General features: G+C 72.7%; 21 protein-coding genes. 14 read left to right on the forward strand and 7 right to left on the reverse strand.

The window, feature by feature from the left end; translation table 11 throughout:
- The first annotated feature begins 128 nt into the window (after nt 1-128).
- On the forward strand, nt 129-746 hold the full coding sequence (locus E5082_RS04680) for an HU family DNA-binding protein (protein WP_135789967.1): 618 nt from the start codon (nt 129-131) through the stop codon (nt 744-746).
- A gap of 108 nt (nt 747-854) precedes the next feature.
- On the opposite strand, the gene E5082_RS04685 is transcribed toward E5082_RS04680, so the two are convergent.
- Nucleotides 855-1058 carry a hypothetical protein gene (locus E5082_RS04685; protein WP_031181780.1) on the reverse strand — a complete coding sequence of 68 codons (204 nt, stop codon included), beginning with the start codon at nt 1056-1058 and terminating at the stop codon, nt 855-857.
- 9 nt (nt 1059-1067) lie between these two features.
- Entirely contained in the window at nt 1068-1718 is a 651-nt protein-coding gene (cofC, locus tag E5082_RS04690; protein WP_135789968.1) for a 2-phospho-L-lactate guanylyltransferase, read from the reverse strand.
- Between the two features lie 222 nt (nt 1719-1940).
- Here cofC and E5082_RS04695 point away from each other — a divergent pair, with 222 nt between their 5' ends.
- The 3 genes from E5082_RS04695 to E5082_RS04705 are packed head-to-tail and all read left to right on the forward strand — an operon-like array spanning nt 1941 to nt 5022.
- Complete coding sequence (locus E5082_RS04695) at nt 1941-2798, forward strand: lysophospholipid acyltransferase family protein (RefSeq protein ID WP_135789969.1); 858 nt, start codon at nt 1941-1943, stop codon at nt 2796-2798.
- Complete coding sequence (locus tag E5082_RS04700; protein ID WP_135789970.1) at nt 2795-3805, forward strand: NAD(P)H-dependent glycerol-3-phosphate dehydrogenase; 1011 nt, start codon at nt 2795-2797, stop codon at nt 3803-3805. The genes E5082_RS04695 and E5082_RS04700 overlap by 4 nt, the downstream gene beginning before the upstream one ends.
- Nucleotides 3806-3864: 59 nt before the next feature.
- Nucleotides 3865-5022 carry a D-alanine--D-alanine ligase family protein gene (locus E5082_RS04705; RefSeq protein ID WP_135789971.1) on the forward strand — a complete coding sequence of 386 codons (1158 nt, stop codon included), beginning with the start codon at nt 3865-3867 and terminating at the stop codon, nt 5020-5022.
- 20 nt (nt 5023-5042) lie between these two features.
- On the opposite strand, the gene E5082_RS04710 is transcribed toward E5082_RS04705, so the two are convergent.
- Nucleotides 5043-5561, reverse strand: coding sequence for a DUF3515 domain-containing protein (locus E5082_RS04710; protein WP_135789972.1), 519 nt, complete (start codon nt 5559-5561; stop codon nt 5043-5045).
- A gap of 20 nt (nt 5562-5581) precedes the next feature.
- On the reverse strand, nt 5582-5815 hold the full coding sequence (locus E5082_RS04715; RefSeq protein WP_030808468.1) for an Lrp/AsnC family transcriptional regulator: 234 nt from the start codon (nt 5813-5815) through the stop codon (nt 5582-5584).
- Between the two features lie 205 nt (nt 5816-6020).
- On the opposite strand from E5082_RS04715, the gene E5082_RS04720 reads away from it, so the two are divergent.
- Together E5082_RS04720 and thiD are read left to right on the forward strand one after the other, a co-directional pair.
- A complete protein-coding gene (locus E5082_RS04720; protein WP_030808471.1) occupies nt 6021-6983 on the forward strand; it encodes a thiamine-phosphate kinase in 963 nt (320 codons plus the stop codon).
- The gene (gene thiD / locus E5082_RS04725; protein WP_135789973.1) at nt 6980-7780 is read left to right on the forward strand and encodes a bifunctional hydroxymethylpyrimidine kinase/phosphomethylpyrimidine kinase; all 801 of its coding nucleotides are present in this window, start codon (nt 6980-6982) and stop codon (nt 7778-7780) included. The genes E5082_RS04720 and thiD overlap by 4 nt, the downstream gene beginning before the upstream one ends.
- 87 nt (nt 7781-7867) lie before the next feature.
- Here the strand turns inward: thiD and rpmB are convergent, their stop codons facing one another.
- Nucleotides 7868-8053, reverse strand: coding sequence for a 50S ribosomal protein L28 (gene rpmB / locus E5082_RS04730; protein WP_003993230.1), 186 nt, complete (start codon nt 8051-8053; stop codon nt 7868-7870).
- A 257-nt stretch (nt 8054-8310) separates the two neighbouring features.
- Between rpmB and E5082_RS04735 the strand changes: the two genes are divergently transcribed.
- Entirely contained in the window at nt 8311-9960 is a 1650-nt protein-coding gene (locus E5082_RS04735; protein ID WP_135789974.1) for a DAK2 domain-containing protein, read from the forward strand.
- 10 nt (nt 9961-9970) lie between these two features.
- On the opposite strand, the gene E5082_RS04740 is transcribed toward E5082_RS04735, so the two are convergent.
- Nucleotides 9971-12817, reverse strand: a complete 2847-nt coding sequence (locus tag E5082_RS04740) for a carboxylesterase/lipase family protein (protein WP_135789975.1) — start codon at nt 12815-12817, stop codon at nt 9971-9973.
- On the reverse strand, nt 12814-14652 hold the full coding sequence (locus tag E5082_RS04745; RefSeq protein ID WP_135790138.1) for an HSP90 family protein: 1839 nt from the start codon (nt 14650-14652) through the stop codon (nt 12814-12816). The genes E5082_RS04740 and E5082_RS04745 overlap by 4 nt, the downstream gene beginning before the upstream one ends.
- Before the next feature lie 194 nt (nt 14653-14846).
- Between E5082_RS04745 and recG the strand changes: the two genes are divergently transcribed.
- The 7 genes from recG (at nt 14847) to rnc (ending at nt 21310) form a co-directional block, all read left to right on the forward strand.
- Nucleotides 14847-17048 (forward strand): ATP-dependent DNA helicase RecG, encoded by a 2202-nt coding sequence (gene recG / locus E5082_RS04750; protein ID WP_135789976.1) that lies wholly within the window; start codon nt 14847-14849, stop codon nt 17046-17048.
- Nucleotides 17049-17178: 130 nt separating this feature from the next.
- On the forward strand, nt 17179-17766 hold the full coding sequence (rsmD, locus tag E5082_RS04755) for a 16S rRNA (guanine(966)-N(2))-methyltransferase RsmD (RefSeq protein ID WP_135789977.1): 588 nt from the start codon (nt 17179-17181) through the stop codon (nt 17764-17766).
- Nucleotides 17767-17792: 26 nt separating this feature from the next.
- Nucleotides 17793-18272, forward strand: a complete 480-nt coding sequence (coaD, locus tag E5082_RS04760; protein WP_229918962.1) for a pantetheine-phosphate adenylyltransferase — start codon at nt 17793-17795, stop codon at nt 18270-18272.
- A 118-nt stretch (nt 18273-18390) separates the two neighbouring features.
- Nucleotides 18391-19491, forward strand: a complete 1101-nt coding sequence (locus tag E5082_RS04765) for a cell division initiation protein (RefSeq protein ID WP_135790139.1) — start codon at nt 18391-18393, stop codon at nt 19489-19491.
- A gap of 133 nt (nt 19492-19624) precedes the next feature.
- Nucleotides 19625-20278: a YceD family protein gene (locus tag E5082_RS04770; RefSeq protein WP_135789979.1), complete on the forward strand. Its 654-nt coding sequence runs from the start codon at nt 19625-19627 to the stop codon at nt 20276-20278.
- A 2-nt stretch (nt 20279-20280) separates the two neighbouring features.
- A complete protein-coding gene (gene rpmF, locus E5082_RS04775; RefSeq protein ID WP_003951102.1) occupies nt 20281-20454 on the forward strand; it encodes a 50S ribosomal protein L32 in 174 nt (57 codons plus the stop codon).
- A gap of 7 nt (nt 20455-20461) precedes the next feature.
- Nucleotides 20462-21310, forward strand: coding sequence for a ribonuclease III (gene rnc, locus E5082_RS04780; protein WP_190045372.1), 849 nt, complete (start codon nt 20462-20464; stop codon nt 21308-21310).
- The last annotated feature ends 1 nt before the right edge of the window (nt 21311 follow it).

Consider the following 21311-nt stretch of genomic DNA (forward strand, 5'->3'; position numbering starts at 1 on the left):
GGACCGCCGAAACCGATGCGGCACAAGGGTGAGAAGCCCGTTTCGTGTTTGATTTGCGGTATATATCTGCCTAACGTGCGAAAAAGCTTGAACACTTTCGTTCTGGCGATGTCTCCGAAGGGGAAGACGTGAACAAGGCGCAGCTCGTAGAAGCGATTGCCGACAAGATGGGTGGCCGCCAGCAGGCCGCCGATGCTGTCGACGCGGTCCTGGATGCCATCGTCCGCGCCGTCGTCGCGGGGGACCGGGTCTCGGTCACCGGCTTCGGGTCCTTCGAGAAGGTGGACCGCCCCGCCCGCTACGCCCGTAACCCCCAGACGGGCGAGCGTGTTCGGGTCAAGAAGACCTCGGTTCCGCGCTTCCGCGCCGGTCAGGGCTTCAAGGACCTGGTGAGCGGTTCGAAGAAGCTTCCCCGTGGTGGCGAGGTCTCCGTGAAGAAGGCGCCCAAGGGCAGCCTGACCGGCGGCGCTTCCGCGACCGTGAAGAAGGCCGCGGCCAAGAAGGCCACCAAGGCCGCCGCGAAGAAGACCACCGCCAAGAAGGCGGCGCCGGCGAAGAAGACCACGGCCACCGCCAAGAAGGCCGCCGCGAAGAAGGCCCCGGCCAAGAAGGCCACCGGCACTGCCGCGGCCGCCAAGAAGACCACCGCGAAGAAGGCTCCCGCGAAGAAGGTCACCGCCAAGAAGGCGCCCGCCAAGAAGTCGACGGCACGCAAGACCACCGCCAAGAAGACCACCGCCCGCTAGAGGCACGGCCTTCCACGGCACCCGGTCCCTCAGGGCTCACACGCGCCGGGCCGGACTCCCCGGGGGAGTCCGGCCCGCGGTGCGTTCACACGGCCGCTCAGGGCCCGTTCAGAAGGTCTGGAGGGTCACCAGTGTGATCCGCAGCCCCTCGCCCCGCCCCTCGGTCTCGATCCGCACCCGCTGACCGGGCCGCAGCAACCGCAGCCCGCCCGCGTCGAACGCGGCCGCGTCGAAGGGCACCGGGGTGCCGTCGTCGAGCAGCACCTGCCCGCTGCGGCTCTCGGGGTCGTAGGTGTAAGCGGTGGCCTGCATGTCCGCAGCCTACTGCCCGGCGAGCGGCACCGGCGCGGTCCACGAGGCGCTCGCCGCCGCGGTGTACGGGCCCACGCCCAGCGCCAGCGCCACCCGCAGGTCGTCGCCGGTGTCCACGTCCCGCCGTACCGATTCCACGCTGCCCGGCGCCAGTTCCGCCGCGCCCGAGGCGCGGTGCCGGGCGCGCGAGGCGCCGCCGAAGGCCGGGGCCAGCTCCCGGCCGGGCGCCGCCGCGAGCAGCGTCGTGCCCCACGCGGCCGCGTCCGCCAGGAAGGCGCGCGGGAATTCGGCCGCCGCCGTGAGGACCCGCGCCAGCTCCGCCGGGCGCAGCGCGGGCAGATCGGCGTTGAGCGCGGCGACGGCCGCCTCCGGGCGGACGGAGCGCACCGCCGAGGCGCCGTGCGCCAGCGCGGCGTTCAGCCCCCCGGCCGGCTCGTCCGGCACGATCCGGGCACCGAGCGCGGCCAGCGCACGCCCGGCCACCGGGTCGTCCGTGACGACCGCCACATCCGCGACCTCGGGACACTCCAGTACGGCGGCCACCGTGTCCTGCGCGAACGCCAGCACCAGCCCCGGCCGCGCTCCGGCGGCAACGGCGTCCGCCAGCCTGCTTTTCGCCCGTGCCAAGGGCTTCAGGGGGATGACCAAGCTCCACTGCACCGGCGTACCGCCCCTCTCTGCTCGCGCTCATTGTCACCCGCTCCCACCGGACGGCCCGAGCCGCCCCGACGGGTGGGGGAATGATGTGAAGGCCGGTCCGGGGGCGGTCGCCGCGGACATGCGGGCGTACGGTGTCCTCGACAGACCGGCGGCCCGGAGTCACACTTGTCCGGCCCCCGGCCGAGGTGAAGGCCCTCAGAGGCCATGGAGGAAGGTGTCCGCGTGTCCCGCCGCAGAATCGGCTTCTGGTACCGCTTCGCCGCGGTGATCTGCAAACCGCCGCTGGCGGTTCTGATCAAGCGGGACTGGCGAGGAATGGAGCACATTCCGGCCGACGGCGGATTTATCACCGCGGTGAACCACAATTCCCATGTGGACCCCTTCGCGTACGCGCACTATCAGTACAACACCGGACGGGTTCCGCGATTCCTGGCGAAGAGCGGCCTTTTCAAGAAGGGATTCGTCGGCGCCGCGATGCGCGGTACCGGGCAGATCCCCGTCTACCGCGAGAGCAGCGACGCGCTGAGCGCATTCCGCGCCGCGATCGAGGCGGTGGAGAAGGGCGAGTGCGTCGCCTTCTACCCCGAGGGCACCCTGACCCGCGACCCCGACGGCTGGCCCATGACGGCCAAGACCGGTGCCGCGCGCGTGGCCCTGCAGACCAAGTGCCCGGTCGTGCCGGTCGCCCAGTGGGGCGTCAACGAACTCCTGCCCCCCTACGCGAAGAAGCCGAACCTCTTCCCGCGCAAGACCCACCACGTCCTGGCCGGCCCGCCGGTGGACCTCTCCCGGTTCTACGACCGGGAGATGACCGCCGACGTCCTCAGGGAGGCCACCGAGGTCATCATGGCGGCCATCACCCGCCAGCTCGAGGAGATCCGCGGCGAGAAGGCGCCGGCGGTGCCCTACGACCCGCGCCGCGAGCGGATCGAGCAGCGCCGCCGCACCCGCGCCCAGTCCGGTCCGGTCGCCCCGGCCGGCCACGCGGTCCGGCCGGACGACGGCCAGGTCCAGGACACCGTGCCCGCGCCCGCCGCCGAGGTCACGCCCACCGCCACCGAAGGGGGGAGCGGCAAGTGAGCACGCCTGTCCGGGTCGCCGTCATGGGCACCGGCTCCTGGGGCACCGCGTTCGCCGTGGTCCTCGCCGACGCGGGCTGCGAGGTCACCCTCTGGGCCCGCCGCGCCGAAGTGGCCGACGCGGTCAACTCCACGCGCGCCAACCCCGGCTACCTGCCCGGCGTCGAGCTTCCGCCGGGCGTGCGCGCCACCTCCGACGCCGCCGAGGCGCTCGGGGACGCGGACTTCGTCGTCCTGGCGATCCCCTCCCAGACCCTGCGCGCCAACCTCGCCGACTGGGCCCCGCTGCTGGCCCCGCACACCGTGCTCGTCTCCCTGATGAAGGGCGTCGAACTCGGCTCCGCCATGCGGATGAGCGAGGTCATCGAGGACGTCGCCAAGGTCCGCCCCGAACGGATCGCCGTCGTCACCGGGCCCAACCTGGCCCGTGAGATCGCCGCCCGGATGCCCGCCGCCGCCGTGGTCGCCTGCACCGACGAGGAGGTCGCCCGGCGGCTCCAGGCGGCCTGCCACACCCCGTACTTCCGGCCGTACACCAACACCGACGTCATCGGCTGCGAACTCGGCGGCGCGGTCAAGAACGTCATCGGTCTCGCCGTCGGCATCGCGGACGGCATGGGGCTCGGCGACAACGCCAAGGGCTCGCTCATCACGCGCGGCCTCGCCGAGACCACCCGGCTCGGCATGGCGCTCGGCGCCGACCCGCTGACCTTCTCCGGACTCGCCGGACTCGGGGACCTGGTGGCGACCTGCTCCTCGCCGCTGTCCCGCAACCACACCTTCGGCACGAACCTCGGCAAGGGCATGACGCTCGAAGAGACCATCGCGGTCACCAAGCAGACCGCCGAGGGCGTCAAGTCCTGCGAGTCCGTGCTGGATCTGGCCCGCAGGCACGGTGTCGACATGCCGATCACCGAGACGGTCGTCGGAATCGTGCACGACGCCAAGCCGCCCGTGGTCGCTCTCAAGGAGCTGATGTCGCGCAGCGCGAAGCCCGAACGACGCTGAGCGAAAGCGCCGGGTCGCCGCTGTCCGGGGGCACTACCAACGGGTACTCTCAACGCGATATGAGCACCGAGAACCTCCCCCAGAACCCTGCGGCGCAGCCCCGCAAGCCGCGTGTGGCCGTCGTGTTCGGCGGCCGCTCCTCCGAACACGGGATCTCCACCGTCACCGCGGGTGCCGTGCTGGGCGCCATCGACCGGACCAAGTACGACGTCCTGCCGATCGGCATCACCCGTGACGGCCGCTGGGTGCTGACGGCCGACGAGCCGCAGCGGATGGCCATCACGGACCGCCGCACCCCGGAGGTCCTGGACGTGGCGGAGTCCACCGAGGGCGGAGTGGTGCTCCCCGTCGACCCGGCCAACCGTGAGGTCGTCTACAGCGAGCCCGGCGCGGTGCCCAAGGCGCTCGGCGAGGTCGACGTGGTCTTCCCGGTGCTGCACGGCCCCTTCGGGGAGGACGGCACCCTCCAGGGTCTGCTGGAGCTGTCCGGTGTGCCCTACGTCGGCTCGGGCGTGCTCGCCTCGGCCGTCGGCCAGGACAAGGACTACATGAAGCGGGTGTTCACCTCCTTCGGGCTCAAGGTCGGCCCGTACATGGTGATCCGGCCCCGCGAGTGGCAGCGGGACGAGTCCGCCGCCCGCAAGCGGATCGTGGACTTCGCCGGTGAGCACGGCTGGCCGCTGTTCGTGAAGCCCGCCCGCGCCGGCTCCTCCATCGGCATCACCAAGGTCGAGGACCTCTCCGGTCTGGACGAGGCCATCGCCGAGGCCCAGCGCCACGACCCGAAGATCATCGTGGAGGCCGCGCTGTCCGGCCGCGAGATCGAGTGCGGCGTCCTGGAGTTCGAGGACGGCCCGCGCGCCTCGGTCCCCGCCGAGATCCCGCCGCCCAGCGCGCACGCGTACTACGACTTCGACGCCAAGTACATCGACTCCACGCCCGGTGTCGTCCCGGCCCCGCTCACCGACGAGCAGACCGCCGAGCTCCAGCGGCTCGCGGTCGAGGCGTTCGAGGCGGCGTCCTGCGAGGGCCTGGTCCGCGCGGACTTCTTCCTCACCGACGACGGCGAGTTCGTCATCAACGAGATCAACACCCTGCCCGGCTTCACCCCCATCTCGATGTACCCCAAGATGTGGGAGGCGTCCGGCGTCGGCTACGCGGAGCTGGTGGACCGCCTGATCCAGGCGGCACTGCGCCGCCCGACCGGGCTGCGCTAGGCGCTCACCGCATCACCGCATCACCGCATGGAGGCGATCCCCTCGGGGATCGCCTTCTTCACGGCCGGGGCCAGGTCGACCAGGACCGCCGTCGAGTCGTCCGGGCCGGACAACTCCTCGGGCAGCGTGACCTCCACGTAGGCGCGGCGGTTGGCGGTGGTGAAGCGCGAGGAACCGTCGTCCCGCTTCTCCATCAGCCAGTCCACGCCGTCCACCCCGCCGGCCAGCGCATGGGGGTCGTGGCCCTGGGCGACCTCGGGGTCGGTCATCTTCGGCGGCCGGACCACCCCGCAGCGCAGTATGATCGCCGGGCCCGACCAGCCCGCCGTATAGGCGGAAGCGGGCCGTGGGTCGTCGCGGTGCCGGCCGTCCACCTTCCCGGGCAGCGCCTCGTCCAGACGCCGGCACAGGGGGGCGGTGCGCGCGTCGGGGCGGGGAGCCGCGACCGTGGAGCCGTCGTCCGCCGTGGAACAGCCCGCGACCGCGATCAGCAGCGTGGGCGCGAGCAGGCCGAGGGGCCGGTGACGGAAGAAGTTCACCGGCCAAGCGTAGACGGGGGCTACAGATGCACGACCGGGCAGGTCAGGGTGCGTGTGATGCCGTCCACTTGCTGGACCTTGGCGACCACCATGCGACCCAGCTCGTCGACGGTGTCGGACTGGGCGCGGACGATGACGTCATAGGGCCCCGTCACGTCCTCGGCCTGGATCACTCCAGGAATCCTGCCGATCGTCTCGGCGACGGTCGACGCCTTGCCGACCTCGGTCTGGATCAGGATGTACGCCTGTACCACGGAACCTCCAGGGCGGCCACGAGGATCATGTGGGGAAGAGGAACGCCACGGTATCGCGTCGCCGCTCTCCGAGGGGAGACCCTGGGGAACGGGGCACGCGCGCCGGGGTGCGGGCACGACGGAAGTTGACGGACACCTCGACCGTATCGGGGACACTGATGACGCGCGACCGGGCACGGGACAGGTACAGAAGGGGCTTGAGGCCATGAAGGGCACAGTGGGTGAGCTTGGTGAGTTCGGGCTCATCCGGGAGCTGACCTCCCGTCTCACCACCACCCCGGCGGTCCGGGTCGGCCCCGGTGACGACGCCGCCGTGGTCGCCGCCCCGGACCGCCGGGTGGTGGCGAGCACCGACATCCTGCTGGAGGGCCGGCACTTCCGCCGCGACTGGTCCACGGCGTACGACGTGGGCCGCAAGGCCGCCGCCCAGAACCTCGCCGACATCGCGGCGATGGGCGCCGTGCCCACCGCCCTGCTGCTCGGCCTGGTCGTCCCCGCCGAACTTCCGGTGACCTGGCCGACCGAGCTGATGGACGGCCTGCGCGACGAGTGCCAGGTCGCGGGCGCCTCCGTGGTCGGCGGCGACGTCGTACGCGGCGACACGATCATGGTGTCGATCACCGCGCTCGGTGATCTGCGCAACCAGGAGCCGGTGACCCGCGCGGGCGCGCAGCCCGGCGACCTGGTGGCCGTCACGGGCTGGCTGGGCTGGTCCGCCGCCGGGTACGCGGTGCTCTCGCGGGGCTTCCGCTCGCCGCGTGCCTTCGTGGAGGCCCACCGCCGTCCCGAGCCGCCGTACCACGCGGGGCCGGCCGCCGCCGCGCTCGGCGCGACCGCGATGTGCGACGTCAGCGACGGACTGATCGCGGACCTCGGGCACATCGCGGACGCCAGCAAGGTACGGATCGACATCCGCTCCGGTGCGATCGACATCCCGACGCAGATGAACGACATCGGCCAGGCGGTCGGGGTCGACCCGCTGCAGTGGGTGCTCACCGGGGGAGAGGACCACGCGATCGTGGCGACCTTCCCGCCGGACACCAAGCTCCCGGCCCGCTGGAAGGTGATCGGCGAGGTGCTCAACCCCTCGGCGCTGCCCCAGGTGACCGTGGACGGGGCGCCCTGGACCGCGACGGGCGGCTGGGACCACTTCGGGGACCCCGAGTGAGGCCCGCCGGGCAGGCGCCGCCGCGCGTCCTGACCGTGGCCGGCTCGGACTCCGGCGGCGGAGCGGGCATCCAGGCCGACCTGAAGACGATGCTGGCGCTGGGCGTGCACGGGATGAGCGTGATCACCGCCGTGACCGCGCAGAACTCCCTCGGAGTGCAGGGCGCCTGGGAGCTGCCGGTGGAGGCGGTGCGGGCGCAGTACCGCAGTGTGGTGGACGACATCGGCGTCCAGGCTGTGAAGACCGGGATGCTGGCCTCGGCGGAACTGGTGGAGGCGGTCGCGGAGTTGATCTCCGGTACGGACGCGCCCGTGGTGGTGGACCCGGTGGGCGTCTCCAAGCACGGCGACCCGCTCCTCGCCGCCTCCGCACTGGACTCGGTGCGCACCCGGCTCCTCCCGGTGGCGACCGTGGCCACCCCGAACCTGGACGAAGTGGCCCAGCTCACAGGACTGAAGGTCGCTTCGGAGGCCGATCTCCGCCCCGCGGCGGAAGCCGTACTGGCCCACGGGCCCCAGTGGGTGCTGATCAAGGGCGGGCATCTCACGGGCGAGGCCGTGGACCTGCTCACCGACGGCGACCAGGAGTTCTGGCTGCGTGCCCCGCGCCACGACAACCGGCACACCCACGGCACCGGCTGCACTCTGGCCTCCGCCATCGCCGCGGGGCTGGCGAAGGGGCTGCCCGTGCCGGAGGCGGTCACGGCGGCCAAGGAGTACGTCACCGGGGCGATCGCCCGGGGGTTCGCGCTGGGCGCCGGGATCGGCCCCGTGGACCACGGCTGGCGCTTCCGATAGGCGAGAAGGCAACGCGAAGAGCCGGCCCACCCGAAGGTGGACCGGCTCGACGCAGCAACCGACAGTGGCCGCGCGCTTAGCTGTGCGTCAGCGCGAGACCTTGCCGGCCTTGATGCACGAGGTGCAAGCGTTCACGCGCTTCGGCGTCCCGCCGACCACGGTACGGACGCGCTGGATGTTCGGGTTCCAGCGACGGGACGTACGGCGGTGCGAGTGCGAGATGTTGTTGCCGAAGCCCGGCCCCTTGCCGCAGACGTCGCAGTTGGCAGCCACGGGTCACTCCAAAGACTTCAGATGCACTTACGGTTGATCCCGGCATGCCGGAATCGAGATCAGGAGACCTGAGATCTTGAGTGGCGCTGCCAGGGGGAATGGCCCGACCGGGATCGGGCAACCGGAGCAGCATACAACGACTGCTTCCGTACAACGAAACTACCATGGCGGCCCGGCATCCCGTGCCCGGCCCTCCCGTGATGGACGCCGCCCCACGGTCTACGCTGCGTCCCACGTCCAGCCACAGGGAGGCGCAGGTGGCGCAGGTGCCGCAGACATTCCTTGATGCTCTCGCGGTGCGTACCTGGTGCGGTCTGGCGCTGCGTTCGCTGGGCCGGGCGCGCGAGGAGATCGACGCGATCAATGTCTATCCCGTGGCCGACGGGGACACCGGCACCAATCTGTATCTGACCGTGGAGTCGGCGACGGCGGCCGTCGAAGCGGTGTTCGCCGGGTACGAGCAAGGCGGTCCTTCGCTCGCGGACGCCTTGCGCGCGATGGCCCACGGCGCGCTGATCGGCGCCCGCGGCAACTCCGGCACGATCCTCGCCCAGCTCCTGCGCGGCCTGGCCCAGGTGCTCGCCGCCGACGGCGTGGGTGACGTGTCCCACGCCGACGGCATCGATCTGCGGCGGGCGCTGCGCCGGGCCGCCGACGCCGCCCGCGAGGCCGTCGCCCACCCGGTCGAGGGCACCGTGCTCACCGTCGCCTCGGCCGCCGCCGACGCGGCCGACGGAGCCGAGGGCGACTGCGGGGCGGTCGTCCTGGCCGCCTACGAGGGAGCGCGCGCGGCCCTGGCCGCCACCCCCCGGCAACTGGCCGTGCTCGGCCGCGCCGGGGTCGTGGACGCGGGCGGACGCGGTCTGGTGACCGTGCTGTCCTCACTCGTGGAGGCGGTCACGGGAGAGGCACTTCCCGAGGAGACGTACACCGGGGCGGCCGGGGCCGACGTCTGCCCGGCGGCCCCCGAGCACGCGGGGGAGGGCGGGCCCGCCTACGAGGTCATCTACCTGCTGGAGGCCGACGACGCGGCCGTGGCCCGGCTCCGGGAACGGCTCGACACCCTCGGCGACTCCCTGGTCGTGGTCGGCGGCGACGGGCTGTGGAACGTCCATGTGCACGTGGACGACGCCGGTGCCGCCGTGGAGGCGGGCGTCGAAGCCGGGCGGCCGCACCGGATCAGGATCACCCACTTCGCCGTCGGGGACGTCCACACGGGCGGGGAGCGGCCGCCGCGCGAACCGGCGCAGCGGGCCGTCGTCGCCGTGGTGCCCGGCGAGGGGCTGGCCGGGCTGTACGCCGAGGCGGGCGCCATCACCGTCCTCGCCCGCCCCGGTGAGCCGCCCGCCAGCGGGGAGCTGGCCCAGGCGCTCCGGCGCGCGCACGCCCGCGAGGTCGTCCTGCTGCCCAACGACGCCGAACTGCGCCACACGGCCGCCGCGGCCGCCGAGCAGGTACGCGCCGAGGGCGTCCGGGTCGCCCTGATCCCGACCCGCTCGGCGGTCCAGGGCATCGCGGCGCTGGCCGTGCACGAACCGGAGCGCCGGTTCGACGAGGACGTGGTCCAGATGACCTCGGCCGCCGGTGCCACCCGGTACGCCGAGGTGCTCGTCGCCGAGCGCCAGTCGTGGACCACGGCCGGGATCTGCCAGGCCGGGGACGCGCTCGGGCTGATCGACGGCGACGTCGCCGTGATCGGCCCCGACCTCACCGGCACTGCCGAAACCGTGCTCGACCGCATGCTCCAGGCGGGCGGCGAGCTGGTCACCCTGGTCGTCGGCGACGACGCCCCCGAGGCCGTCGCCGACCGCCTCGAAGCCCGCGTCCGCGAGTCCTACCTCGCCGTCGACACCGTGGTCTACCGGGGCGGCCGGCAGGGCGCGCCGCTGCTCATCGGCGTGGAGTGAGCGGCCGGGGTCACTCCCCGTCCAGCAGACGGGACGCCGTCCCGCGCCGGAGGCGGACCGTTTCGTCCGTGGCGTCGGCGCCCTCGTAGGCCGCGAGGACGGCACGCGCGCGTGCCCGTGCCTCGGCCGCCCGTCCCAGCCCGGCCTCCAGCGCGGCGGCCGCCAGTTCTGCGCCGGTGCGGCCGTGCAGGCCGTCCGTGCCCAGGGTGGCGAACAGCGCGGCCGACCGCTCCAGCTCCGCCAGCGCCTCCTCGCGCTCCTGTGCCACCGAGGCCAGCAGTTCGCCGAACTGGCGGTGCGTGTGCGCGAGTTCGGTGGTCAGCCGGGCCTCCTCCAGCTGGTCGTCCGCCTCCGCCAGCGCCTCCCCGCACACCCGCGCCGCCCGTGCCATCAGCGCCCGCGCGCCCGGCACCCCCGCCTCCAGCCGGGGCGCCAGCCAGGCACGGGCCCGCAGCGCGCGCACGCTGAAGTACGGGTTGCCCAGCGCCTCCCACAGGTCGCCCGCCCGTACGTACGCCCGGTCCGCCTCCGCGGGGAGATCCGCCTCGGCCAGGGACTCCCCGGCCAGGTGGGCCAGCGTCGCGTGGTCCTCCTGCTCCGGCCAGTGCTCGGCGATGCCGGCCGCCAGCAGCCGGTGCTCGGCCGCCTGCCGGTGCTCGCCCAGCTCGCTCAGGCAGTCCCCGAGCCACCAGCGGGTCTGCACCAGCGCGCCGTCCCCGTGCACCTCGGCCGACAGCTCGGTGAGCGCCGACTCCAGCACCTCGGCCGCCTCCGTCCAGCGCCCCTGGCGCAGCAGCAGTCCGCCCAGCAGATGCCGGCCCCAGGCGCCGAAGGTGCCGCTCTCGCCCGCCTCGTCCGCCCAGTGCGCGGCCTGGAGGGCATGCCCGGCCGCCTCCTCGGTGCCGCCCCGCGCCCCGATCAGCTCCGCGAGCTGAAGATGGAGCTGGGCCCGCCCGGTCGGCTCCAGATACGCCCCGCCGTGCTCCAGTGCCGACCGCAGCGCCCGCTCGGCCTCGGCCGGCTCCCCGAGGTGCTGGGACAGCGCCCCCACCCGCGCCTCGTACTCCACGGCGAACCAGGGCAGCCCCGCGCCCGTGTACTCGGCCGCCGCCCGCCGGAAGAGGCCGGCCGCGCGCGGCAGGTCCCCGCCCAGCTCGGCCAGTTCCGCCAGCATGGCCCGCGCCTCGGCCCCGCGCGCCACCAGCCGTACGTCGTCCCCGGTGCGGCCGCCGACGAACGCCAGCACCTCCCGCGCGGCCCGCTCCGCCTCCTTTGCCGGGGCGCCCTCGTGGACGCGGCGCATCAGCACGCGGGCCCGGCTGATCAGCACTCCGGCCGTCTGCCGGGGGCCGGTCGCCTCCTCCGCGTACAGCGCGAGCACCTCGTCGTACAACTCGTCGACCGTCTTGCGGGCCGCCTCCGTGTCGCCGGTCAGGGCGCGTACGTACGCTCCACGCGCGCGTGCCGCAAGGGCCTCGCCGGGGTCGCCCGCCTCCGCGTACAGGGCGGCGGCCTCCTCGAAGAGCGGGATGCCCTCGGGGCCGTGGACCATCGCCTCGTTGTCGGCCAGCTCCGCACGCCCGCGTGCGTCGAGTTCGGCAACGCCGGCGGCCGACGCGAGGGCCGCCCATGCCTGCGGGGCGTCCGGCTGGAGGGTCTCCGAGAGCCGCCGTGCCCGCGCCAGCAGCTCGGGCACCCCCGGCTCTTCGGCCGGGACCTCCTCGGGGGCGGGAGGCGGTGCCGGAGCCGTCCGTACGCCCAGCGGGAGGCGCTCCACCAAGGGCTTCGCCGCCATCGTGGCGCGGGTCAGGTCACCGATGTGCGAGGTGCCGTTGCGCGCGTCGAACCGCGCGGCCAGTTCCAGCGCCTCCCCGCGCGCGTGCGCGGCCAGCTCCCGCGCGGTCCACGTCCGCCCGGCCGGACCCGGCACCTCCCGGCCGCCCAGACCGAGCGCGGCCAGCCGGTCCATCAGCAGCGTCACCACGGCCAGGAACTCCAGCAGGCTGCGCGGATGCCCGGTGTCCGTGAAGTACGCGGGCCGCTCCGCCAGCAGCTCCAGCGCGCGCTCCTCGTTCCCGCTCAGCGCGCAGAACTCCACGTGGGCGGCGTACGCGTCCCGCATGCTCTCCATCGGCCGCACCAGCCGGATGCCCCGCAGATGATGGGCGCGCGCCTCCTCCACCCGGCCCAGCCGCAGCAGCGGCACCAGCGAGCGGGCCAGCACTCCGTGCGGCTCGTGCGCACAGACGAACTCGCCCTCCAGCACCGGCGTCCACAGCTCCAGCGCCTCCGCGTCCCGCCCCGACCGCGCCTGCCAGCCGCCCTGCCCGCCCAGCTCGCAGGCGTGGCAGTCGGCCATGTCGTCCCGGTCGGCGGCCAGCCACGCGCGGTACGCCCGCTCGGCCCGCGCCCGGTCCCCGATGTGCGAGGCGATGCCGAACTCGGCCGCGCGCACGGCCCGTTCGGAATACCCGGCGACCCGGTAACGGCGCTCCATCTCGGCGAGCCAGTTCTCCACCGACGCCAGCGGGATGTGCGGCTGGCCCAGCATGCCCGCGGTCATCCACTTGAACGTCCAGTGCAGCGCGTGCGCCTCGTACGCGTCGAAGTCCTCCGGACGCTCGTCCCACATCCGCAGCAGCCGCGCGAACGGGACGAACACCCGGTCCTTCTCCGAGCTGTAGTTGTAGACCTTCACCTGATGACCGAGCGCCTCGATCACCGCGAGCGGGATGTCCAGCTTCTCGGCCTCGGTGAGGAGTTCCTCGGCGCGCGCGTTGCGCGCCGGGCCCTCCGGCCGCTCCGCGTTCTCCGCCATGGCCTGGCGCAGCGCCTCGAAGTCCATGATCCGGCTCATCGTCCCTCGCCCTCTCCGAGTACCGCCCGGTCCAGCAGTCCGGCGAACGCCCGGTTCACGAGCGCCGAGTCGGCCGGCCGCAGCGGGCGGTGGGCCAGCAGCAGCGCCTGGCCGTACAGCGCCTCGGCCGCCGTGCCCGTCAGCTCCGGGTCGGTCAGTGAACCGACGCGCCGCACCAGCGGGTTGAGATGGTTCAGCACCAGCCGGGCGCGTGGCGCGGTGCCGCGCAGCGAGCCCAGGATGCCCGCCCACAGGTCGTCCGCCCGCTCCTCCGCGTCCGCCCGCGCCCGCTCGTGCCGCGCCGACCGGTCGTCCAGATGCAGTGCGGGCACCGACACCGGGTGGAACGCCCGCAGCACCACATCGCAGTCCAGCGGATCGAGCCTGGCCCGCGCGGCCGCCAGGAAGCCGGAAAGCGCCAGCTCCGCCGCCGGGTCCACCGAGTCCAGATGCGCGGTCACCGTGTCCGCGTCCAGCTCCGCGACCACCGTGCCCGGCCGCACCGACGGCAGGGCCTCCACCAGCTCCGCGTCGTAGGTGTAACCCCCGTTCACCACCCCGATGCCCTGGGCCGCGGCGATCGGCGCGACCTGGCGGAACTCCTCCACGCTCCGGGTGAAGTGCACCACCGGGTGCCGTCGGGCGAACTCCTCCAGCGACAGCTCCCCGTCACTGGTCTCGAACGGCAGCCACGGCAGCATGACCCGCAGCATCTCGCCGTCGTGCCGGGCCAGCGCCCGCACCCCGAGATGGTGCACGGCCAGGAAGGCCGAGAGCCGCTCCGGGGCACCCGCCGCGAGCCCCGTCAGCCAGTCCCGCACCCGCGCGCCCAGCGCCTCGCGCACCCCGGCCAGCGTCTCGTCCTCGTACAGCGCCTCGCGCGAGGCGGTGGGCCGCAGCGTGTCCGTGTCCAGCACGCAGCGCACGAAGAACGCCCAGTCGGGCAGGAGCTGTTCGGCGCGCTCGGTGAGCAGCATGCCCTTCAGGTGCACCCGGTGCGTGGCCCGCTGCGCCGGGCTCACCGCCGAGGGGAGGACGTACGCCACCCCGCGCACCCCGGCCAGCGGCACGTCCAGCGTGATCGCGTCCAGCGGGGTGAAGCCGAACAGCTCCCGGCAGTGCGCCTCCAGCGCCGCCCGCCGCTCCTCCTGGCTCGGCCAGGGGCGGTCCCAGGGCGCCGGGAGGTCGGTGACCGGCTCGTCGTCCACCCGTACGTCGTACGGCAGCAGCGAGCCGAAGTCCCGTGCCAGGGTGCGCACCCGCGCGGGCGCCAGCCACTCACCGGCACCCGGCCGCGCCACCAGGTGCACGGTCGTGCCCGGCTCCGGGCGCGCCGAGTCCGGCAGGGTCCGCACGGTGTACGAGCCGTCGTCGGCGGCCGTCCACTCCACCGGCGGGGCGCCGGGCGTACGGGCGCTGCGGCTGACCACGCGGATGCGCTCGGCGACCACGAAGCAGGCCAGCAGACCGATGCCGAACCGGCCGAGGAACCCGGAGCGGGTCTCCTCAAGGCCCTCCGCCCGCTTGGAGCTGCGGCCGATGGTCGCCAGCAGGGTGTGCACGTCCGACTCGGTGAGCCCGATGCCGCTGTCCTCCACCCTGAGCCCGCCCCGCCCGTCCGGGAACAGCCGCACCCGCGCCGGGGCGCCGGGCTCCTCCGCCCGCCGGGCGGTGACCGCGTCCACGGCGTTCTGGAGCAGCTCGCGCAGGTAGACCCTGGGACTGGAGTACAGGTGCTGGGAGAGCAGGTCGACCAGACCGCGCAGGTCGACCTGGAAGGTGTGCGGAGGGGCGGGCTCGGAGGCCGGGGATGACTGGGAGGTCTGGGAGTCCATCGTCACGGCGCCGGTGGGAGGTGCTTCGCGCGGCGCGGGGTCGGGCGGTCGGGTGCCGTGGGGGCGGTGACCGCGGGGGATGGCCGGAGGCGCGTCATCCTAGGCCCGGAGGTCCGAGCTGACCAGGTGTTTCGGGGATCTCGCCGGGGCCGGGCGGAGTCACCTGTACGGCGATGTCGGTGGTGTGGTGTGCAATGGATCTCGTGCCCGCACTGCGAGAACCCCTGAAGAAGGTGCTCGGTCCCGCCACCGCGAAGGTGATGGCCGAGAACCTCGGCCTGCACACCGTCGGCGACCTCCTGCACCACTACCCCCGCAGATACGAGGAGCGCGGCCAGCTCACCCACCTCGCCGACCTGCCCATGGACGAGCACGTCACCGTGGTCGCCCAGGTCGCCGACGCCCGGCTGCACACCTTCGCCTCCTCGCGCGCCCCGCGCGGCAAGGGCCAGCGGCTGGAGGTCACCATCACGGACGGCAGCGGCCGCCTCCAACTGGTCTTCTTCGGCAACGGCGTGCACAAACCGCACAAGGAACTGCTGCCCGGCACCCGCGCGATGTTCTCCGGCAAGGTCTCCGTCTTCAACCGCCGCCTCCAACTCGCCCACCCGGCGTACGAATTGCTGGACAAGGACGCCGAGGACGGCGACGAGGCCGTGGAGAGCTGGGCGGGCTCCCTGATCCCGATCTACCCCGCCACCGCCAAACTGGAGTCCTGGAAGATCGGCAAGGCGGTGCAGACCGTGCTGCCCAGCGTCCAGGAGGCCGTCGACCCGCTCCCCGAGTCCTTGCGCGAGGGGCGTGGCCTGGTCGAGCTGCCCGAGGCCCTGGTCAAGATCCACCGTCCCGCCGCCAAGGCCGACATCGCCGACGCCCGCGCCCGCCTCAAGTGGGACGAGGCGTTCGTCCTCCAGGTCGCCCTGGCCCGCCGCCGCTACGCCGACACCCAGCTCCCCGCCGTCCCCCGCCGCCCCCTCGAAGACGGCCTGCTCACCGCCTTCGACGCCCGCCTCCCCTTCACTCTCACCGAGGGCCAGCAACGCGTCTCCGCCGAGATCTTCACCGACCTCGCCACCGCCCACCCGATGCACCGGCTGCTCCAGGGAGAAGTGGGGTCGGGCAAGACCATGGTGGCGTTGCGCGCCATGCTCGCCGTGGTCGATGCCGGGGGGCAGGCGGCCATGCTCGCGCCCACCGAGGTGCTGGCCCAGCAGCATCACCGGTCGGTCACCGAGATGATGGGAGAGCTGGCCGAGGGGGGCATGCTGGGCGGGTCGGAGCACGGGACCAAGGTGGTGCTGCTGACCGGGTCGATGGGGGCTGCCGCGCGCAGGCAGGCGCTGCTCGACATCGTCACCGGTGAGGCGGGGATCGTCATCGGCACCCACGCGCTCATCGAGGACAAGGTCCAGTTCCACGACCTCGGCCTGGTCGTCGTGGACGAACAGCACCGCTTCGGCGTCGAGCAGCGTGACGCCCTGCGCGGCAAGGGCAAGCAGCCCCCGCACCTGCTCGTGATGACGGCCACCCCGATCCCGCGCACGGTCGCGATGACGGTCTTCGGCGACCTGGAGACCTCGGTCCTCGATCAGCTCCCGGCCGGCCGCTCCCCGATCGCCACCCATGTCGTCCCGGCCGCCGACAAGCCCCACTTCCTCGCCCGCGCCTGGGAGCGCGTCCGGGAGGAGGTCGAGAACGGCCACCAGGCGTACGTCGTCTGCCCCCGCATCGGCGACGAGGACGAGAGCGCCGCCGAGAAGAAGGCCGCCGAGGGCGACAAGCGGCCCCCGCTCGCCGTCCTCGACATCGCCGACCAGCTCGCCCGCGGCCCGCTCCAGGGCCTCAGGGCCGAGGTGCTGCACGGCAGGATGCACCCCGACGACAAAGACGCCGTGATGCGCCGCTTCGCCGCCGGGGAGACGGACGTGCTGGTCGCCACCACGGTCATCGAGGTCGGCGTCAACGTCCCCAACGCCACCGCGATGGTCATCATGGACGCCGACCGCTTCGGCGTCTCCCAGCTCCACCAGCTGCGCGGCCGCGTCGGCCGCGGCTCGGCCCCCGGCCTGTGCCTCCTGGTCAGTGAGATGCCCGAGGCGAGCCCGGCCCGCCAGCGTCTCAACGCCGTCGCCTCCACCCTCGACGGCTTCGAACTCTCCCGCATCGACCTCGAACAACGCCGCGAGGGCGACGTCCTCGGCCAGGCCCAGTCCGGCGCCCGTACCAGCCTCCGGGTCCTGGAGGTGATCGAGGACGAGGAAATCATCGCGGAGGCAAGAGAGGAAGCGGCAGTGTTGGTGGCGGCGGACCCGGAGCTGGAGCGCCTCCCCGGCCTGCGCACAGCCCTGGAGGCCCTCCTGGACGAGGAAAGAGAGCAGTACCTGGAAAAGGGCTGAAGTGGCTTTCCCCCGAAGGGGCGTGGGGAACTGCGCGATCGGCCACCCGGCACCCGCACCCGCCAACGCACCAGCAGACCCCCTACCACCTGCGAAAATAGAAGAACCCCCAAGAAGAAGGACCGCTCACATGACCCGCGTGATCGCCGGCACGGCAGGCGGACGCCGCTTGGCCGTCCCGCCGGGGACCGGCACCCGCCCAACCTCCGACCGCGCACGCGAAGCCCTCTTCTCCACCTGGCAGTCCCTCCTCGGCACTCCCCTGAACGGCGAACGAGTCCTGGACCTCTACGCCGGCTCCGGCGCGGTCGGCCTGGAGGCACTGAGCCGCGGCGCGGCGCACGCCCTCCTCGTAGAGGCCGACGCCCGCGCCGCGAGAACCGTCCGCGACAACGTCCGCACCCTGGGCCTGCCCGGCGCCGAAGTGAAGGCGGGCAAAGCGGAACAAGTCATCCGTACCGCACCCCCCGCCGTCCCTTACGACCTGGTCTTCCTCGACCCCCCGTACGCCGTCTCGGACGACGATCTCCGCGAGATCCTCCTCACACTCCGCTCCGGGGGCTGGCTGACCGCCGAAGCCCTCGTCACCGTGGAGCGCAGCACCAGAGGGGGCGAATTCCACTGGCCGGAGGGGTTCGAGCCGATCCGGTCCCGTCGCTACGGCGAGGGAACGTTTTGGTACGGTCGCGCCGCCTCACCGTGCGAAGACGCACGATGACCGGACCCGAGAGCGAGGGATCTCCCGTGCGCCGCGCCGTCTGTCCCGGATCGTTCGACCCGATCACCAACGGACATCTCGACATCATCGCCCGCGCCTCCCGCCTGTACGACGAGGTGTTCGTCGCGGTGATGATCAACACCTCCAAGAAGGGCCTGTTCGACGTGGACGAGCGGATCGGCCTGATCCGCGAGGTCACCGCCGAGTACGCCAACGTCCGCGTCGAGGCCCACCACGGCCTCCTCGTCGACTTCTGCAAGGACCGCGACATCCCCGCCATCGTCAAGGGCCTGCGCGCGGTGAGCGACTTCGACTACGAGCTCCAGATGGCCCAGATGAACAACGGCCTCACCGGTGTCGAGACGCTGTTCGTGCCCACCAACCCCACCTACAGCTTCCTCTCCTCCTCCCTGGTCAAGGAGGTCGCGGCCTGGGGCGGCGACGTCTCCCACCTGGTGCCCCCGCAGGTGCTCCGGGCGCTCGGCGACCGGCTCCGGAAGGACTGACGCCCCAGGGGTGCGGCCGGGCGAGGTGACAACACGTCACCCGGTGTCGGACGGCCGCCCCAGGGCCGTACAGTCGTCCCGTCCGTCTCCAACACAGCAGTAGAGAGTGGCGAGCCAGGTGGACGTCCAGAAGAAGCTCGACGAGATCGTCTCGGCGGTCTCCGGTGCCCGGTCGATGCCCATGTCGGCCTCCTGCGTGGTCAATCGCGCGGAACTGCTCGCGCTGCTCGAAGAGGTCCGCCAGGCCCTGCCCGGCTCCCTCGAGCAGGCCCAGGAGCTGATCGGGGGCCGCGAGCAGATGGTCGAGCAGGCCCGCCAGGAGGCCGAGCGGATCATCGAGAGCGCGCACGCCGAGCGCGGCAGCCTGATCGCCGGCACCGAGGTCGCCCGCCACTCCCAGGCCGAGGCCGACCGCATCCTGGCCGAGGCCCGCGCCGAGGCCGAGCAGATCCGGGCGGACGCCGACGACTACGTCGACTCCAAGCTCGCCAACTTCGAGGTCGTCCTCACCAAGACCCTCGGCTCGGTCGGCCGCGGCCGGGAGAAGCTGCTCGGCACCGGCCCCGGTCTGGACGAGCACGGTTACGAGGACGAGGACGCCCCCGAGCGCAGCCAGGACCCGGAGACCCTGCGCCACGACGCGGACGCCTACGTCGACGTCAAGCTCGGCGCCTTCGAGGCGGTGCTCGCCAAGACCCTGGAGGCCGTCCACCGCGGCCGGCAGAAGCTGCACGGCCGGATCGCCACCGACGACCTGGGCGCGCTCGCGGACGACACCACGACCTTCCAGCACTCCAGCGACGCCGACTACCTGGCCGACCTCGCCGCCCTCGCCGACACCCCGCCCGCCCCGGCCCAGCGTGCCCCGGCGGCCCCGGCACCGGCCCGGGAACCGGTGTACGAGCCGCAGGAGACGTACGGCTACCAGCAGCCCGACGCCTACCCGGCGGCCTACCCCGCGCAGCCCGGCTACGCCCCCCAGGAGGCGTACGGCTACCAGCAGGACCCGTACGCGGCTCCCAACGGCTACGCCCCGCAGGCCGAGGGCGCCTTCCACGGCTACGACGCCCAGCAGGCGCCGTACGACCCGAACCAGCAGCAGGGGCAGCAGCAGGAGCAGGGCCGGCAGGACTACGCGCTGGACGAGACCAGCTTCTTCGACACCGGCATGATCAGCGCGGAGCAGCTCCGCGCGTACGAACAGGGCCGCGAGCTGTAGTCGCCCGGGGACCCGATTGGGCCCTGAGTGAAAGGTCCAGTATCCTGGCTGTTCGGTCGCGTGTATCCCCGCGATCCGCGCTGCCCGGAACACCATCGGGCCGCGTCCCTCCTAGCCCGGACCGAAAGCAGGAATGGCTTCCAACGCACGCCTCGACCACCGCAACCCTCTCGTGATCGACACCCACGAGCTGGGCCGGCGGCCTGGTGCGATGCAGCGCCTGACCCGCGAGGTCGACGCCCCCCGGGACCTCGGTATCGAGGGCGTCGTCGGAGTGCCGGAAGGCGCCCCGCTCGAGCTGGACCTCCGTCTGGAGTCGGTCATGGAAGGGGTGCTTGTCACAGGCACCGCCCGTGCATCGGCCAAGGGGGAGTGCGTAAGGTGTCTGGAGCCGGTCGGGCTGGAGCTCGAAGCGGACTTCCAGGAAATGTTCTCGTACCCTGACGCCGACGACCGTGGCCGCGTGATCGCGGAACCGGGCGACGACGCCGAGGACGACGAGGACAGGCAGTACATCGAGGACGGCTTGATCGACCTCGAGCCTCTGCTGCGGGATGCGGTGGTGCTCGCACTGCCGATGCAGCCGGTGTGCCAGGACGACTGTCAGGGTCTGTGTTCCGAATGCGGAGCGCGGCTCACGGACGACCCGGACCACCACCACGACGCCCTCGACATCCGTTGGGCGGCATTGCAGGGACTCGCCGACACCATGTCGGACGGCGAGAAGGACGAGATGAGCGGCGACGTGCCTCGATCAGCACGTGCCGACGAGAAGCAGGAGAAGTAGCCGTGGCTGTTCCGAAGCGGAAGATGTCGCGCAGCAACACGCGCCACCGCCGGTCGCAGTGGAAGGCTGCGGTCCCCACCCTGGTTGCGTGCGAGCGCTGCCACGAGCCCAAGCAGCAGCACATCGCGTGCCCGTCTTGCGGCACCTACAACAAGCGCCAGGTCCTCGAGGTCTGAGCGGCCGGTGAGAGGCACTGTGTCCACTGCCAAGAAGGTGGAAGACGCCGAAGCCAACGCTTCCCGCCGACGCGGGAACGGCAAGGCGGAGAACATGGCCTCGTCCCACACGCTTCTGGAAGGGCGGCTCGGCTACCACGTCGAGTCCGCCCTTCTGGTGCGTGCGCTGACCCACCGTTCCTACGCGTACGAGAACGGCGGCCTGCCGACGAACGAGCGGCTGGAGTTCCTCGGGGACTCCGTGCTCGGTCTCGTCGTCACGGACACGCTGTACCGCATCCACCCCGACCTGCCCGAAGGCCAGCTGGCCAAGCTGCGGGCCGCGGTGGTCAACTCGCGTGCGCTGGCGGAGGTCGGCCGTGGCCTCGACCTGGGTTCCTTCATCCGGCTCGGCCGTGGTGAAGAGGGCACGGGTGGCCGGGACAAGGCGTCCATCCTCGCCGACACCCTGGAAGCGGTGATCGGCGCGGTCTATCTCGATCAGGGCCTCGACGCGGCGTCCGAGCTGGTCCACCGGCTCTTCGACCCGCTGATCGAGAAGTCCTCGAACCTCGGAGCCGGCCTGGACTGGAAGACCAGTCTCCAGGAGCTCACCGCGATCGAGGGGCTCGGCGTGCCCGAGTACCTGGTCACGGAGACCGGCCCGGACCACGAGAAGACCTTCACTGCTGCTGCCCGCGTCGGGGGCGTCTCGTACGGCACCGGCACCGGCCGCAGCAAGAAGGAGGCGGAGCAGCAGGCCGCCGAGTCCGCCTGGCAGGCCATCAAGGCCGCCGCGGACGAGCGCGCCAAAGCGGCGAAGGCCGTCGAGGCCGAGGCCGCCCCGGACGACGCACCGTCGTCCGCCACCGCCTGAC

It is taken from the genome of Streptomyces griseoluteus (assembly GCF_004784465.1).
GTDB lineage: Bacteria > Actinomycetota > Actinomycetes > Streptomycetales > Streptomycetaceae > Streptomyces > Streptomyces griseoluteus.

What these genes read in the sequence shown, in the direction of transcription:
- E5082_RS04685 (WP_031181780.1), bottom strand. Translation starts at nt 1,058, where the DNA reads ATGCAGGCCACCGCTTACACCTACGACCCCGAGAGCCGCAGCGGGCAG.
- E5082_RS04705 (WP_135789971.1), top strand. Translation starts at nt 3,865, where the DNA reads ATGAGCACCGAGAACCTCCCCCAGAACCCTGCGGCGCAGCCCCGCAAG.
- E5082_RS04720 (WP_030808471.1), top strand. Translation starts at nt 6,021, where the DNA reads ATGAAGGGCACAGTGGGTGAGCTTGGTGAGTTCGGGCTCATCCGGGAG.
- E5082_RS04740 (WP_135789975.1), bottom strand. Translation starts at nt 12,817, where the DNA reads ATGAGCCGGATCATGGACTTCGAGGCGCTGCGCCAGGCCATGGCGGAG.
- E5082_RS04745 (WP_135790138.1), bottom strand. Translation starts at nt 14,652, where the DNA reads ATGGACTCCCAGACCTCCCAGTCATCCCCGGCCTCCGAGCCCGCCCCT.
- recG (WP_135789976.1), top strand. Translation starts at nt 14,847, where the DNA reads ATGGATCTCGTGCCCGCACTGCGAGAACCCCTGAAGAAGGTGCTCGGT.
- rsmD (WP_135789977.1), top strand. Translation starts at nt 17,179, where the DNA reads ATGACCCGCGTGATCGCCGGCACGGCAGGCGGACGCCGCTTGGCCGTC.
- E5082_RS04770 (WP_135789979.1), top strand. Translation starts at nt 19,625, where the DNA reads ATGGCTTCCAACGCACGCCTCGACCACCGCAACCCTCTCGTGATCGAC.